Origin of the sequence: Bacillus yapensis (assembly GCF_005280205.1) — a bacterium.
Classification (GTDB): domain Bacteria; phylum Bacillota; class Bacilli; order Bacillales; family Cytobacillaceae; genus Robertmurraya; species Robertmurraya yapensis.
Genome location: NZ_SUND01000006.1, coordinates 40,494 through 54,729 on the forward strand (window position 1 = coordinate 40,494; position 14,236 = coordinate 54,729).

At 37.8% G+C, this 14,236-nt stretch carries 16 protein-coding genes; 14 read left to right on the top strand and 2 right to left on the bottom strand.

Annotated features, from left to right (window positions below; all coding sequences use genetic code 11):
- Nucleotides 1-26: 26 nt before the first annotated feature.
- The 3 genes from FAR12_RS09060 to FAR12_RS23385 all read left to right on the top strand — a co-directional run bounded on the left by FAR12_RS09060 (nt 27) and on the right by FAR12_RS23385 (nt 2,224).
- Nucleotides 27-668 (top strand): 5-bromo-4-chloroindolyl phosphate hydrolysis family protein, encoded by a 642-nt coding sequence (locus FAR12_RS09060; protein ID WP_126408377.1) that lies wholly within the window; start codon nt 27-29, stop codon nt 666-668.
- Nucleotides 665-1,837 (top strand): toxic anion resistance protein, encoded by a 1,173-nt coding sequence (locus FAR12_RS09065; protein WP_126408378.1) that lies wholly within the window; start codon nt 665-667, stop codon nt 1,835-1,837. The genes FAR12_RS09060 and FAR12_RS09065 overlap by 4 nt, the downstream gene beginning before the upstream one ends.
- Nucleotides 1,838-2,014: 177 nt before the next feature.
- On the top strand, nt 2,015-2,224 hold the full coding sequence (locus FAR12_RS23385; RefSeq protein WP_170972151.1) for a hypothetical protein: 210 nt from the start codon (nt 2,015-2,017) through the stop codon (nt 2,222-2,224).
- Between the two features lie 122 nt (nt 2,225-2,346).
- Here FAR12_RS23385 and trhA read toward each other — a convergent pair whose 3' ends face one another.
- A complete protein-coding gene (trhA, locus tag FAR12_RS09070) occupies nt 2,347-2,991 on the bottom strand; it encodes a PAQR family membrane homeostasis protein TrhA (protein ID WP_246010357.1) in 645 nt (214 codons plus the stop codon).
- 374 nt (nt 2,992-3,365) lie between these two features.
- Here trhA and FAR12_RS09075 point away from each other — a divergent pair, with 374 nt between their 5' ends.
- The 3 genes from FAR12_RS09075 (at nt 3,366) to FAR12_RS09085 (ending at nt 6,483) form a co-directional block, all read left to right on the top strand.
- Complete coding sequence (locus FAR12_RS09075) at nt 3,366-4,661, top strand: ammonium transporter (RefSeq protein WP_126408379.1); 1,296 nt, start codon at nt 3,366-3,368, stop codon at nt 4,659-4,661.
- 112 nt (nt 4,662-4,773) lie between these two features.
- On the top strand, nt 4,774-5,754 hold the full coding sequence (locus FAR12_RS09080; RefSeq protein ID WP_126408380.1) for a DUF294 nucleotidyltransferase-like domain-containing protein: 981 nt from the start codon (nt 4,774-4,776) through the stop codon (nt 5,752-5,754).
- Nucleotides 5,755-5,760: 6 nt separating this feature from the next.
- Entirely contained in the window at nt 5,761-6,483 is a 723-nt protein-coding gene (locus tag FAR12_RS09085) for an exonuclease domain-containing protein (RefSeq protein WP_170972152.1), read from the top strand.
- Nucleotides 6,484-6,524: 41 nt separating this feature from the next.
- Here FAR12_RS09085 and FAR12_RS09090 read toward each other — a convergent pair whose 3' ends face one another.
- Nucleotides 6,525-6,800, bottom strand: a complete 276-nt coding sequence (locus FAR12_RS09090; protein WP_126408381.1) for a YqhV family protein — start codon at nt 6,798-6,800, stop codon at nt 6,525-6,527.
- 384 nt (nt 6,801-7,184) lie between these two features.
- On the opposite strand from FAR12_RS09090, the gene FAR12_RS09095 reads away from it, so the two are divergent.
- The 8 genes from FAR12_RS09095 (at nt 7,185) to FAR12_RS09130 (ending at nt 14,088) form a co-directional block, all read left to right on the top strand.
- Nucleotides 7,185-7,910: a protein-glutamine gamma-glutamyltransferase gene (locus tag FAR12_RS09095; protein ID WP_126408382.1), complete on the top strand. Its 726-nt coding sequence runs from the start codon at nt 7,185-7,187 to the stop codon at nt 7,908-7,910.
- A gap of 95 nt (nt 7,911-8,005) precedes the next feature.
- Nucleotides 8,006-8,227 carry a hypothetical protein gene (locus FAR12_RS09100; RefSeq protein WP_185819429.1) on the top strand — a complete coding sequence of 74 codons (222 nt, stop codon included), beginning with the start codon at nt 8,006-8,008 and terminating at the stop codon, nt 8,225-8,227.
- Between the two features lie 272 nt (nt 8,228-8,499).
- Nucleotides 8,500-8,604, top strand: coding sequence for a YjcZ family sporulation protein (locus FAR12_RS09105; RefSeq protein WP_126408383.1), 105 nt, complete (start codon nt 8,500-8,502; stop codon nt 8,602-8,604).
- 27 nt (nt 8,605-8,631) lie between these two features.
- Entirely contained in the window at nt 8,632-8,763 is a 132-nt protein-coding gene (locus tag FAR12_RS09110; protein WP_126408384.1) for a YjcZ family sporulation protein, read from the top strand.
- Nucleotides 8,764-8,943: 180 nt separating this feature from the next.
- Nucleotides 8,944-10,524, top strand: a complete 1,581-nt coding sequence (locus tag FAR12_RS09115; RefSeq protein ID WP_126408385.1) for a peptide chain release factor 3 — start codon at nt 8,944-8,946, stop codon at nt 10,522-10,524.
- Between the two features lie 158 nt (nt 10,525-10,682).
- Nucleotides 10,683-12,062, top strand: coding sequence for a Na+/H+ antiporter NhaC (gene nhaC / locus FAR12_RS09120; RefSeq protein ID WP_126408386.1), 1,380 nt, complete (start codon nt 10,683-10,685; stop codon nt 12,060-12,062).
- 117 nt (nt 12,063-12,179) lie between these two features.
- Nucleotides 12,180-12,650: a hypothetical protein gene (locus FAR12_RS09125; protein ID WP_126408387.1), complete on the top strand. Its 471-nt coding sequence runs from the start codon at nt 12,180-12,182 to the stop codon at nt 12,648-12,650.
- Between the two features lie 247 nt (nt 12,651-12,897).
- A complete protein-coding gene (locus FAR12_RS09130) occupies nt 12,898-14,088 on the top strand; it encodes a DUF5667 domain-containing protein (RefSeq protein ID WP_126408388.1) in 1,191 nt (396 codons plus the stop codon).
- Nucleotides 14,089-14,236 lie beyond the last annotated feature (148 nt).

Here is a 14,236-nt window from a genome sequence, read left to right on the forward strand (position 1 = left end):
GATTAAATGTTAGGGGTAGATAATTGATGAATCCATTTCTTTCGTTTGTGTTACGAACGTTAATTGCGATTCCAACGGCGGGCATTGTTTGGCTAATCAGCTTTTTTGGATATGATCAATCCATTTTGTTATCAACTACTTTTGCGGTAGCTGGAGGTTTTCTCATTTATCTCATTGCTAAAAAGATTATGAAGCACCGCTTTATTAAGAGCCAAGGACTTACCAGACGTGAATATAAATATATTGAGAAAAATTTAAATGAAGCAAAAAGGAAAATTGACCGCTTAAATAAAGCACTTTTTTCATTAAAACAATTGACGATGTTAAAACAAAATCTTGAGATTCTCAGAATTACGAGGAAGATCTATCGTATTACGAAAAAAGAACCGAAAAGATTTTACCTTGCTGAGAGATTTTATTTTTACCATTTAGATTCCTTTGTTGAGTTGGCGGAAAAATATTCATTTCTCTCTGCTCAACCTACGAAGAATCTTGACTTAAGATTATCATTACAAGAAACGCGTAAAACAATAGAAGAAATGCGGAACTCATTGGAAAAGGATTTAGACCAAGTGCTTTCAAACGATATTGACCAGCTTCACTTGGAGCTTGATGTGGCGAAACGAAATATCAATACAATTCATGATGAAAGTAGGAGACTGAAATGAGTGATCGAAACGATTCCCTTTACGGAAATACAAGTAATGTCTTCGATGATCTACTAGCGAATCCATTTGAGGAACAAAATAAAATGGATGAAGTTTTTCAAGCAACTGAGAAAAAGCCTGTCAAACTGATTGATGTCATCCCTGAAGAAAATCGTGCAAAAGCTTATCAACTTGCAGAGCAAATTGATCCGAAAAATCATGAAGCAATGATTTCCTACGGCTCTCAAGCGCAAGGTAAGCTCTTGTCTTTCTCTCATACGATGCTTGAGCATGTTCAAAAGCAGGATGTTGGGGAAATTGGAGAAATCATCAGTAACTTAATGAAGAAATTGAATAGTGTAAGTCCCGATGAGTTAAAAGCAGATAAGCCTTCTTTTTTCGCGAAAATGTTTGGCCGAATTTCAGATTCGATTCAAGAGGTGTTATCGAGATATCAAAAAACTGGCGCACAAATTGACCGCATAGGTGTGCAGCTGGAGCGAAGTAAGAACACGCTCTTAAGTGATATTCATTATTTGGAAAAGCTATATGAAAACAATAAGGATTATTTCAATGCCTTAAATGTATATATTGCTGCTGGAGAAATTAAGCTAGAAGAGCTGTACGAAAAGACAATACCTGCCATGCGGGCAGATGCTGAAGCTACTCAGGATCAGATGAAATTCCAAGAAGTCAATGATATGATTCAATTCGCTGATCGTCTAGATAAGCGTTTGTATGATTTAAAGTTGAGTAGAGAAATTACGATTCAAAGTGCGCCACAAATTCGTCTTATCCAAAACACGAATCAAGCTTTGGTGGAAAAAATTCAGTCATCAATCCTTACAGCGATTCCGCTATGGAAAAATCAAGTGGCTATTGCTTTGACTTTAATTAGACAACGACATGCAATGGAGGCTCAGAAGCAAGTTTCGAAAACAACCAATGAGCTTTTATTAAAGAATGCTGAAATGCTAAAAACGAATACGATTGAAACGGCAAAGGAAAATGAACGAGGGCTTGTGGATATCGAGACGTTAAAGAAGACACAGGAGAACTTAATTTCGACTCTTGAAGAAACGATGCGAATTCAGGAGGAAGGAAGACATAAACGTCGCCAAGCAGAATACGAATTAGCGGCAATGGAGAATAATTTAAAACAAAAGCTCCTGATGATTAAGGGAGAGTAATAGTAGTTGACTGGATGGTTCGTTTTGGATAAAACTGAAGCGGTTCGAGCTGAACGCTGAATGTAGTTTGTGCGCCAAGATGAAGGGAAATCCCGAATTGACCGACAAAAGTAATTTGTACGCCAAGATGTAGGGGAATCCGTTCGAGTTGACTACAAAAGTAATTTGTACGCCAAGATGAAGTGGGATCCGTTCGAGCTGACCGACAAAAGTAATTTGTACGCCAAGATGAAGTGGGATCCGTTCGAGCTGACCGACAAAAGTAGTTTGTACGCCAAGATGAGTGGAAATCCCTTCGAGTTGACCGACAAAAGTAATTTGTACGCCAAGATGAGTGGAAATCCGTTCGAGCTGACCGACAAATCTAATTTTTTCGCTAAAATGTAGGTGAATCAACTGAATTTTTCTATAAAATGTGATCTTCGTTTGACAAGAACGAAAGAAACCTAGAAAAGCAGTCCATCAAATATAAAGAAGAAGCTGTCGATTTCGGCAGCTTCTTCTTCTGTTTATAGAACATACATATAGACACAAAGAAAATGAGCGGTGCTTCCTAGCATGATAAAAATATGAAAAATCTCGTGAAATCCCATATATTCAGATTTTAAGAAGTTCGGTTTTGCACCGTAAATAATCCCGCCGATCGTATAAAAAATACCTCCAAGTATCAACAGGAATAAACCGGTTGAACTTAGCGCTTCTGACAAAGGGGAGGCAGCGAAGATAACCATCCAGCCCATCACAATATAAATCATCGTTGATAACCATCTCGGACAATTGAACCAAACCATTTTAAACAGTACACCTGATAATGCAAAAAAGGTAATAATCGAGAAGAGAACCCATCCGGTAACTCCGTTTAAACTGATTAAGCAAAAAGGAGTGTAGGTTCCTGCGATAAGAACAAAGATCATGGAATGGTCTATTCTTCGTAGGAAGGCAATGACCTTGTCCTTAGCGATGACCATATGGTAAGTAGCGGATGCGGCGTAAAGCAAGATCAGGCTGATACCAAAAATGATGACAGCTGTTATCGCAAGTGCTGAAGCGGTAGTTAGAGCTGCTTTAATAACCATCGCTAATAAAGCAACAAAAGATAGAATAGCCCAGCTTAGATGGGTTAATCCATTGATAGGTTCACGAATATACTTCAAACTGATCATCTCCATATAGTTATATGTAGTTATTAATACTACTTATAAGAATACATATGTATCGATAAATAGTCAATGGTGTTTTTATTCATTGTTTTGTCTTTGTATACTTCGAGGGTGTGAAAGGTAACAGTCAGGTAAGAGAGCATGATGAGGGGATTCTTCGAATTCTTTGCAAAAAGGGAGTACCTAGAACGATTTCCACACTAATTCAATAATGTAAGGTTTTATAACATAAAATTCAAAAAAACTCTAAATTTGTTATTGACATATGGGATATTTAGAGTAAAATTAGTATTAATTACAAGATGTTACATTTCCTAACATCATTATGTAAAGAAAAGTAACGAATAAGAGAAAGGGGAGAAGGTTTAATGGATGCTATCGTTTTGATGGATAACCTGTGGGTAGCGATTGGTGCAATTTTAGTATTTTTTATGATTGGTGGATTCATACTACTTGAAGCAGGTTCCACTAGAATGAAGAACGCTGGTCATATTGCCGGAAAAACAGTTTTTACGGCAGGACTTGGAACACTCGTATTCTGGGCTGTTGGTTATGGTTTTACTTACGGAGATGGGAATGGATTTATAGGATTATCTAATTTCTTTTATGGAGATGCTTCGACGGTAGAGGAAGGCTTAACACCAGCAGTAGACTTTTCTTTCCAGGTAATGTTCGCAGTTGTTTCCTTAACAATTGCCTTTGGAGGCTTTGCTGAACGTGCAAAATTAGCTGCATATGTGATTTTTGCAATTTTATTCACAGCTCTTGTATACCCAGTAGTTGCACACTGGATTTGGGGTGGCGGCTGGTTAGCGGACCATGGTAAGCAAGATTTTGCTGGTTCAACGGTTGTTCACTTAACGGGTGCTATGGCAGCATTGGCTGCAACATTGATCTTAAAACCTCGTATTGGCAAATATAATAAAGACGGTTCTTCTAACAATATTGCAGGACACAACCAAGTGTATACTGCATTAGGTGTCCTTATTCTTTGGGTAGGCTGGTTCGGGTTTAACGGAGCTAGCACATTCGGAGTAGCGGATGGATTTTTAGGATTCGTTATCTTAAATACACAATTGGCGGCTGCGGCTGGTGCAATTGCGGCGATGTTTACTTCTTGGGTTGTAACAGGTAAAGCAGATGTTCCTACTACATTAAATGGTGCTCTTGCTGGTTTGGTTGCAATTACTGCTTCTTGTGGATTTGTTGCTCCATGGGCTGCGGTTGTCATTGGTCTCGTAGGTGGAATTATGGTTGTATTCAGCATGAAGTTCTTCGATAAAGCAAAAATCGACGATCCAATTTCTGCATTATCTGTTCATGGTACTGTTGGTGTTTGGGGGACGCTTTCAAATGGATTGTTTGCTCTACCTGCGCTCTCAACGGATATCGATTGGGGTCAAGCTGGATTATTCTACGGCGGCGGCTTCCACCAATTAGGCGTTCAAGCATTAGGTGTTGTTGCTTCTGGCGCATATGCATTTGTAGTGGCGTTCATTCTATTAAAAATCATGGATAAGGTTATGGGTGGTCTTCGTGTTACAGAAGAGGAAGAAATCATGGGTCTTGATATGAGTGAACATGGAAGCTACGGTTATCCAGAGCAATTTGAAGCTTCATCTACAAGTGTGAAAACTGAATCACCTTCAGTGAATTTAAGCTAAATTACTTTAGCAACTAATGGTAAAATATAGATGAGAGAGGGCCTCTTTTAAAGAGGCTTTCCTCTATTTCTAAGAGTTCTTTCCCACTTAGGGTATAAAGGGTGTGGGTGTCATGTCAATAAGTGCAAACAACTCATATGCAAGTTTAAGAGAATGGAAGGATGAAAATATATCTTTCCATTATTCAGATCCATTTCGTCTAAATGAATTCCATGATCAGACGATGAAAAAGGTGTTTGAATTAGCTCTTGAGCGAATCAAACCGCAACAACCACCATGTGAGTTTTCATGGTTTATTACAGGTAGTGGGGGGAGATTTGAACAGGGCCCCATTAGCGATCAAGATCATGGATTGATTTATGAAATATCGAATGAAGTAAATGATGATTATTTTATTAGACTTGGGAAGGAGCTCGCCTACGGTTTAAATGAAGTAGGCTATCCCTACTGTCAAGGTAACGTAATGAGTTCTAATCCGTTGTGGTGCAAATCATTGGAAAGTTGGAAACAGCAGCTGCTTGCATGGATGGAAGAAGCGTCATGGGAAACAGTTCGAAATCTGCAAATTTTTTACGATGCACGAAATTTGCAAGGAAATGAATTGTTCGTCCACGAGCTTAAGGATGTTATTTATTTTTATCAGAAGGAGCATCCTTCCCTGTTAAAACGATTCATGGAAAATGTCATGCATGTTAAAAATGCCGTAGGACCCCTCGGTCAATTTATTGTTGAAGAGCACGGGATAAACGAAGGGGCAATCAACTTGAAATACACAGCCTTTTTACCATATGTGAATGCCGTTCGTTTACTTGCCATCAAAGAGGGAATTTATGACACATCCACACTTGAGCGAATTGAACAATTAGTCCGTTTAAACGGATATGGTGCAGCAATGCGGGAAAGTAAGAAACATTTCCTAGACCTGTTAATATATCGAAGTTCGCTTTATCAATCTAAAACGTATGATGATACTCATTTTTTAAAAGTTAAGAAACTTAGTAGGGTGGAGAAAAAGGAAATCAAACAGATTCTAAAGGATGGGAAAAGACTTCATCATTATGTCTCTGAACTAATTTTGCATGAATGGAGGTGATGAGCAGTGGCTTTAGATTCTTTTCGACAATTGATGAGAGGGATTCAAGGGAGATTTACCTTGACGGAAGGTGCTAATCTACAAAACTCACAGCAAGTTGCGTTCTTGCGTCAAATGCAGAAGGAGTTGAAGCAGGAAAACTCTTTGAACGTGCCATTGGAAAAATTGAATGCGGTCGTTTTTGATATTGAAACCACTGGATTTTATCCTGAGCATGGTGATGAGATTATTTCGATAGGGGCGGTAAAAGTAAGAAATGGCGAAATGGTAGATAATGATGTGTTTTATTCGCTGGTTCAATATGGGCATGAATTACCTGAGGAAATTGAGAGTCTAACAGGTATCTCTTCTGCTGAGCTTAAAGAGGCGGAGCCGTTATCTGAAATACTGATTCGCTTTTTTGATTTTGTTAAAAATGATACGCTAGTGGCTCATCACGCTATTCATGAAAAGAACTTTTTACAAAATGCGAGTTGGAAGCTTTTTCGGACGCCGTTTAAGCATAGAATTGTAGATACTTCGTTTCTTTATCGTATTGCAGATCCAGACTTAGGATTAACGAGATTAGAAGATTTATGTGTGCACAATGGTATTGAAGTTATAGAGCGCCATCATGCGCTTGGAGATGCTAAGCTAGCTGCAAAATTATGGTGTGCGTATATAGAGAAAACAAAGCAATTAGGCTGTCGCACGTTGAACGATGTGTACGAGAAGCTAGCAAGAAAATAGAAGGTCAATTCGTAACAATAGCGAATTGACCTTCTATGTTTTTATGAACTTTTAACGCCATACAGGATAAGTCCGACCCCGCAAAAAATCCACAGCATTTTTACAAAGGAGATTTTCTCCGCAATTCCAATTAACCCAATGGTTGTTGTTACGATTAACACGATCGGTCCGATTAGCGCAAGGGAACTATTAATCATTAAGGCTTTCTCAACATTATTGACCTTCAGAAAAAGAAGTGCTGCCATAATTTCAATACTACCTGATAACATTCGGAGAAGAGCCATCCCGATAATTGCTTTTTCTAAAAACTGAAACATAATGACCTCCCTCGATATTTTTTCCATAGGCTCTTTTCTCAAACGTTGTTGCTTTTGGAACAAAAATCAATTAAATAATCTGTGTTTTCAATGATAAGTAGTTTTATAAAAATGAGAAAAGAGCTTGCAAACATCGCTACGATGAACCAATTAGCTATTTCTACGTTAAAATCGGCCGCTGGCCACCGGCAGTAAGATTTTAACAATAATCTTTACGAAAACAGCCTTTTCATTCTAATTGTATGCATGAGAACAGGGGAGAAGGACAAGTTCGAGAAATTATTTTTCGAAAAGGACAATAGGGTTTTTCCATTGATGCCTACAAACCCTTTTAAATAGGGGCGCATAAACTATAGCAAAAGAAGTATAGGAGTGCTGCCCAAGATGATTATAATGATGGGTACTTTGCTTTCAGACCCACCAGCATCAACTCTTTCTGACATAGAGAAGAAGATATATGAGGAGCTACAAAAAAGTGAGTTGCCTCATTATTTTTCGTCATGGAAGCAGTTGAATTTTGAATTATTGTTGCGAAAAAATATAATAGATGCTGCCAGACGACTGGCGAAAGTACCGGTTGAATTCAATATATTTGAAGAGTCTAGATTCAATCCACGTTTTTGGACAAAGACGATACATGGCTACCAGCTTAATCCAAATGTTCTTCCTTCAAAAGCGATTGAGGATATATATGAAAATGGGCACGAATATGCATTTGAATGTTCCACGGCCATTGTTATTATTTATTACTATGCTGTATTGAGATCTATCAACCTTAATCTGTTCAATCGATTATTTCGAAATTTGCTAGTTTGGGACTGGAGCTATGATGAGGATTTACGTATTATAACGAAAGCTGGAACGGAATTTATTCCGGGGGATGTTCTGTATTTTCATAATCCTGATCATCAGGAGCCTCAATGGATTGGTGAGAATACCGTGTATCTAGGAGATAATCTATATTACGGTCATGGTACGGGGATTAGGACGAAGGAAGATATGATTAGAGCTTTAAACACATTACGAAAACCTGGCGCTACAAGGTCCGCCTATCTTTTATCACAATATAGTCGTTTGGATTTCAACTATCTTTCTCAATTTGCGATTTAATTTTCTTTTCTAATACTGGACAAAAACCCAAAATTTTTCTAGGGATATGCATATTCTAGGAATGGGAACACATTTATAGATGAGGAGGAGAATAGATGCATCAGGTCCCTAATATGATAAATCTGCCACAATATGACATGAGAATTGGAAGAAGGCCGTTTGGAAGACCATTCGGAAGGCCGTTCGGGCGACCGTTCGGATTTGGATTCGGAGGATTCGGCTTCCCACTAGGATTTATTGGTGGTTTAGCAGCAGGCTCCCTTATTCGTCCACCGTTTTATCCGCCATACCCACCATTTTGGGGAGGATGGTATTAAAAATTAAATTATTCATTTTCTCTTTGGTCTGATATAGCCTATAAACGGCTGTACCGGACCCTACATAAATGGATTGGACATCATGGACTCGGTGTAGTCTGTGATTTTTTTGTTGTGGTTCGGAATTAGGTTGTCCCTTTATTTATCCAGATGCATCTCTCTCCTCCGTTATTGAGACACGAACATCCACCTAAAAATGTGCATTTGTCTATTCCCACATTTAACCTAAGATGAATAGGATATATTGACTTATCATAAGGAGGTCTAAAAATATGTCAGAAGAATTCGGCTATGGCGGCGGATTTGCCCTATTAGTAGTACTGTTTATTTTATTGATTATTATCGGTGCTTCTTGGGGTTACGGCGGCTTTTACTAAGGAATTGACGGTAAAGGAGGAGACATAATGTACGGATTTGGTGGTTACGGTGGCTATGGCGGCTATGGCTACGGCGGTGGCTATGGCGGCGGGTTTGCTCTAATCGTTGTTCTATTCATTCTTTTGATCATTGTTGGAGCAGCTTGCTTTAAGTGGTAAAAAATAGGTAAGAGAAGGCCGGGGAAACCTAGCCTTCTTTTATTGTGCGAATTAATCTTTTGACTATATAAAAGGTGGAGAATTTGCTATAATATATCGTTGCAGGTATTTTTTAATTTAGTTTAGACGTATTTTTAAATAAGATATGAAATTGATTCGATGGAAAGGATACAGACATTTATGGCAAAAAACTTTAAGGATGAGGTTTTATCTCGCCGTACCTTTGCAATTATCTCCCACCCGGATGCCGGAAAAACAACGCTGACTGAACAACTTTTACTATTCGGTGGTGCCATTCGTGATGCAGGTACTGTTAAAGGGAAAAAGACGGGGAAATTTGCAACAAGTGACTGGATGGAAATCGAGAAGCAACGTGGTATCTCGGTAACATCGAGTGTGATGCAATTTGAATATCAAAATTGTCGTGTGAACATCCTGGATACACCAGGACACCAAGATTTCAGTGAAGATACTTACCGTACACTAACAGCTGTAGACAGTGCTGTAATGATTATCGATTCTGCAAAAGGGATCGAGGAACAAACATTGAAGCTATTCAAGGTTTGTCGTATGCGTGGAATTCCGATTTTTACTTTTATTAATAAGCTTGACCGTGAAGGTAGAGCACCATTAGAACTTCTTGCTGAGCTTGAAGAGGTTATGGGGATTGAATCGTATCCAATGAATTGGCCGATTGGGATGGGAAAAGAGTTCTTAGGAATCTATGACCGTTTCTATAAGCGAATTGAACAATTCCGTGTCGACGAAGATAAGCGCTATATCGAGCTAAATGAGGATGGCGAAATTGAAGGCGACCACCAGCTGAAAGCTTCTGGGTTGTATGACCAAACGCTTGAGGAAATTATGCTCTTGAATGAAGCAGGTAATGAGTTCTCTCGTGAAAGAATCGAAAATGGCGAACTAACTCCAGTCTTTTTCGGAAGTGCCTTGACGAATTTTGGTGTGCAAACCTTCTTAGACACTTACTTACAATTTGCTCCGTCACCTCAGGCAAGAAATTCAACAGAAGGAGAAATTGATCCACTGTCTGAAGATTTTTCTGGGTTTATCTTTAAAATCCAAGCAAATATGAACCCTGCTCACCGCGACCGGATTGCATTCCTTCGAATTTGTTCTGGTAAATTCGAAAGAGGTATGACGGTGAACATTCCGAGAATTGGCAAACAGCTTAAACTAGCTCAATCAACTCAATTCATGGCTGATGATCGAAGCACAGTTGAAGAGGCTGTTAGTGGGGACATTATTGGGCTTTACGATCCAGGTACGTACCAAATTGGTGATACTTTGACGGTTGGAAAAAATAATTTCCAATACGATAGATTGCCACAGTTTACACCTGAACTATTTGTTCGTGTCACTGCAAAAAACGTAATGAAACAAAAACATTTTCATAAGGGTATTGAACAGCTTGTGCAAGAAGGCGCAATTCAGCTCTTCAGAAATATTAGGACAGAAGAGTATCTTCTAGGTGCAGTTGGTCAGCTTCAATTTGAAGTGTTCGAACATCGTATGAAAAATGAGTACAATGTCGAAGTCATTATGGAGAGACTTGGTTCAAAAATTACTCGTTGGGTAGAAAATGAACAGGTCAATGAAAACTTGTCAGCTGCTCGAAGCATCCTTGTAAAAGACCGTTATGGAAAATTAGCTTTCTTATTTGAAAATGATTTTGCATTAAGATGGTTCCAGGACAAAAACCCTGAAGTAAAATTATATAATCCGATGGATGATTACTCGTAAATCGATCATAAAGACGACCTGTTTTTCAGGTCGTTTTTTATTTTTTTATTGACAGCTCATCAAAATAATCATATATTGATATAGTATTATTTCGCTTTAACGCTAAAAAGCGTTTAAGTGCGAAAATATCAATTAACTTATTAAGTGAGGAAAAAACAATGAACAAGGAACAACCTGTAATCAAGCCTTCAACCATTGAAGCTTTGTTACTTACGATTATAATTTTAGGTGGTGTCAGTTTCTCGATTATAAAATATGAAGCTGTGCCCCATATTCCGATTTTCTTTTCGATATTCCTATTACTGATTTATGGATTGATCAAAAAGGTCTCCATGCAGGCACTGGAAAAAGGGATGATCGACGGAGCTAAGTCGGGCATAGGTGCGATAATGTTATTTTTCTTAATCGGGATGCTAATAAGTAGCTGGATGGCGAGCGGAACCATTCCTACTTTTATTTATCTTGCATTAGAATTTGTGAACGGGAATTTTTTCTATTGTGTCGTTTTTGTTGTAACATCGATAGTTGGATTAAGTATTGGAAGTTCTTTAACAACTGCTGCGACAGTAGGGGTTGCTTTTATTAGTGTGAGTAGTGCATTAGATCTCTCTTTACCAATTACTGCAGGAGCTATTATTTCAGGAGCATTTTTTGGGGATAAAATGTCGCCGTTATCAGATACAACGAACCTTGCTTCGATGGTAGTGAAGGTTGATCTATTTGAACATATCAAAAATATGATGTGGACAACGATCCCTGCATTTATCATTGCACTTATCCTTTTTGCGGTTATGTCGCCGAAAGAAGCAGCTGCAAGTTTCACCCAGCTTTCTAGTTTCAAGGAAACGTTGAAATCGTTAAATTTAGTTCATTGGTATTCTCTTATCCCATTTGTTTTATTATTTATTTTAGCCTTTAAAAAAGTATCTGCGATTTTGACTCTATCGTTTGGGATTATCTCCGCATTAATTCTAGACTTTATCGTCCAACAGGAGTTTAGTTTTCAAATGATAATGAAGCTCTTATTTTCAGGTTACGAGATTAATAGTGGCGTAGCGGAAATTGACAGTCTTCTCAGCCGTGGAGGAATGGAAAGCATGATGTTTTCCATGTCGTTAGTCATCTTGGCATTAGCATTAGGTGGATTATTATTTACGTTAGGAATCATCCCTGCCTTATTAGATGGAATTTCTCGATTTTTGTACAAGGTGCCTTACTTATTTCTTGCAACAGTTTCAACGGCTATAGGAATCAATTTTTTAGTGGGGGAGCAGTACTTATCCATTCTTTTGACGGGGAATACGTTCAAAAGTTCATTTGAAAAAGCGGGTCTAAAAATGAAAAATCTTTCAAGAGTCCTAGAAGATGCGGGTACCGTCATAAATCCATTAGTACCTTGGGGAGTTTGTGGAATATTTTTAACTGGGGTATTAGGGGTTGGAACACTTGAATATTTACCTTATACTTTTTTTTGTTTATTATGTCCTGTCCTTACTTTAATTTATGGATGTACAGGTTTTACAATTACAAAAAAATAATCGCGATAAAACAGTCTTAATTAGTTAAGGCTGTTTTTTTCTTCAAAGAATCTTTTACAACATAAATATTTATAAAATCGCGAATCCTAGTAGTATACATACAGACTAGGTGATTATATGAAAAAAATTGGAAAGCTCGAAGCAGTGTTTTGGAGTATTGCTTTGCCAGGATTCGCCCAATTATTGATGGGTCAACACTTTAAAGGAAGCTTATTTGTATTTCTCGAAATACTGATCAACGTTATGGGTCATTTTAACACTGCAATTATGTACAGCTTTCTAGGGAAAACCGAAATGGCCCTGCAAATAGTAAATTATCAATGGCTTATGTTTTACCCATGCTTATACATGTTTGCAATGTGGGATGCTTATCGTAGTGCTTCTCCAGAAACCCCAACTGAAACCTTTACTTTTTTACCTTTTGTTTTTGGTGCTTATTTTATTACTGTAGGCTTAATGTATTCACCTAAGGTTGAATTATTTGGTATAATTCCGGGTCCAGTTTTTCTGCCAATGATGGCACTTATTCCTGGTTTACTAGTTGGGCTCGTACTTAGAAAAATTTTTTTATTGATAAGAAAAGCATAGAAGAAAAGGGGGTAAATTGACGTATCCTGTCATGAAAATTAATTGGTCACTTTAGGATGAAGAAGTGTATATAGTATGATTTTCCTCTGCCAATAATCCTGGTGTTTTGATTAGTTCTAAAAATGCATGGCCAAGACATTTGTGTACAGATGATGAACGATTTTTTTCCACCCCCACATTTTTTTGTGCTGCTGCGTACCTTCTTAGTGAATGGCGGCTACCGCTAAAAATCACAAGAGGTGCAGAGATGATGAAAAACACAAAGAAAAAAGTAATGGCACTAGCTACAGCAGGGTTAATTGTATTTTCTGCAACAACTGCATTTGCCAATGAAGGCTCAGACGATTTGGGACTTGAAGTAATTACAGAAACGAACACGAATGATGACACGAATCTTGAAAACACTACAACTGAAGAAAATGAAGTGGTCACTGAAGAGCCAGCTGTGCTACCTGGTAGCATCTTCTATTTTGTCAAAACAGCCTTTGAAAAAATTAGACTGGCTCTTACATTTGAAGATGCAAAGGAAGCGAAGTTACTTGCAACTTATGCTAAGGAAAGATTAGAAGAAGCCGAAGCCCTTTTTAAGGATGGTCAAGAAGATAAGGCTTTACAAACAATCTATGATGCTCTTACAAATTTAGAGAATGCTGAGAGTATGGTGGATGAAGAAAAAACAGAAGAGGAAGCTGCTGATACAGCTGAACCTGTAACTGAAGAAAATCAGGAGACGAAAGAATCTACTACTGAAGAAAAAGATGATGAAAATGAAGAGGCAAATTCTACTGAATCAGAAAAAAGTAGTGAAGAAGAAAAGCTTGATGATGTAGAAAAGTTAATTTCACAAAACATCATCGCTTTAACGACAGCTCTTGAAAAAGTGAAAAATCCAGCAGCAAAGGTTGCTCTTCAAAGAAATATTGAAAAAAGCTATGCGAAGCTTGCTCGTAAGATGGAAAAATTAGCTGAAAAGAAAAAAGAGCGAGAAGCAGAAAAAGATTTTGTTCCAGTTGAAGTAAAAGCTGAGAACAATGCAAAGGTTGAAACACAAGAGAATGCAAAAGCTGAAATTAAAGTAAAGGCGGAAGCTAAGGCAAAGCCAGTAGCAGAAGCAAAGACAAAGAGTGAAGTTAAAACTAAGAAGGAAACTTCTGTAGTAGTTGAAGCACCAAAAGTGCAAACATGGAAAAACAAACAGGCAGAAGCAAGACAAGAAATTAAGGACATGAAGAATGAGCATAAATCGAATGTCCAACAAATTAAGAATGAAATTAAAGAAGTTAAGAAGGATGTTAAGCAAAATGTTAACATCAGAAATAAAGTAGAAAAGATTGAGAGCAAGTTAGAAAAACATATTCCTGTGAAAATGGAAAAGAAAGATTTTGATAACAAAGGTTCCTACCACCAAGAAAATCAATGGAACCATCAAGGTAGATAAAAAAACACAAAGAATCAAAATGGCTTTACCCCAAAGACTGTCCTCACAGTCTTTGGGATCAGTAATTATAAAATCCAGAAAATATCCAACCCTCTCATAAACTAGAATTATTCATATTTCCAAAACCTTACCCTTAAAAAACGGACAG

What these genes read in the sequence shown, in the direction of transcription:
- FAR12_RS09060 (WP_126408377.1), top strand. Translation starts at nt 27, where the DNA reads ATGAATCCATTTCTTTCGTTTGTGTTACGAACGTTAATTGCGATTCCA.
- FAR12_RS09065 (WP_126408378.1), top strand. Translation starts at nt 665, where the DNA reads ATGAGTGATCGAAACGATTCCCTTTACGGAAATACAAGTAATGTCTTC.
- FAR12_RS23385 (WP_170972151.1), top strand. Translation starts at nt 2,015, where the DNA reads ATGAAGTGGGATCCGTTCGAGCTGACCGACAAAAGTAATTTGTACGCC.
- FAR12_RS09075 (WP_126408379.1), top strand. Translation starts at nt 3,366, where the DNA reads ATGGATGCTATCGTTTTGATGGATAACCTGTGGGTAGCGATTGGTGCA.
- FAR12_RS09080 (WP_126408380.1), top strand. Translation starts at nt 4,774, where the DNA reads ATGTCAATAAGTGCAAACAACTCATATGCAAGTTTAAGAGAATGGAAG.
- FAR12_RS09090 (WP_126408381.1), bottom strand. Translation starts at nt 6,800, where the DNA reads ATGTTTCAGTTTTTAGAAAAAGCAATTATCGGGATGGCTCTTCTCCGA.
- FAR12_RS09095 (WP_126408382.1), top strand. Translation starts at nt 7,185, where the DNA reads ATGATTATAATGATGGGTACTTTGCTTTCAGACCCACCAGCATCAACT.
- FAR12_RS09100 (WP_185819429.1), top strand. Translation starts at nt 8,006, where the DNA reads ATGCATCAGGTCCCTAATATGATAAATCTGCCACAATATGACATGAGA.
- FAR12_RS09105 (WP_126408383.1), top strand. Translation starts at nt 8,500, where the DNA reads ATGTCAGAAGAATTCGGCTATGGCGGCGGATTTGCCCTATTAGTAGTA.
- FAR12_RS09110 (WP_126408384.1), top strand. Translation starts at nt 8,632, where the DNA reads ATGTACGGATTTGGTGGTTACGGTGGCTATGGCGGCTATGGCTACGGC.
- FAR12_RS09115 (WP_126408385.1), top strand. Translation starts at nt 8,944, where the DNA reads ATGGCAAAAAACTTTAAGGATGAGGTTTTATCTCGCCGTACCTTTGCA.
- nhaC (WP_126408386.1), top strand. Translation starts at nt 10,683, where the DNA reads ATGAACAAGGAACAACCTGTAATCAAGCCTTCAACCATTGAAGCTTTG.
- FAR12_RS09125 (WP_126408387.1), top strand. Translation starts at nt 12,180, where the DNA reads ATGAAAAAAATTGGAAAGCTCGAAGCAGTGTTTTGGAGTATTGCTTTG.
- FAR12_RS09130 (WP_126408388.1), top strand. Translation starts at nt 12,898, where the DNA reads ATGATGAAAAACACAAAGAAAAAAGTAATGGCACTAGCTACAGCAGGG.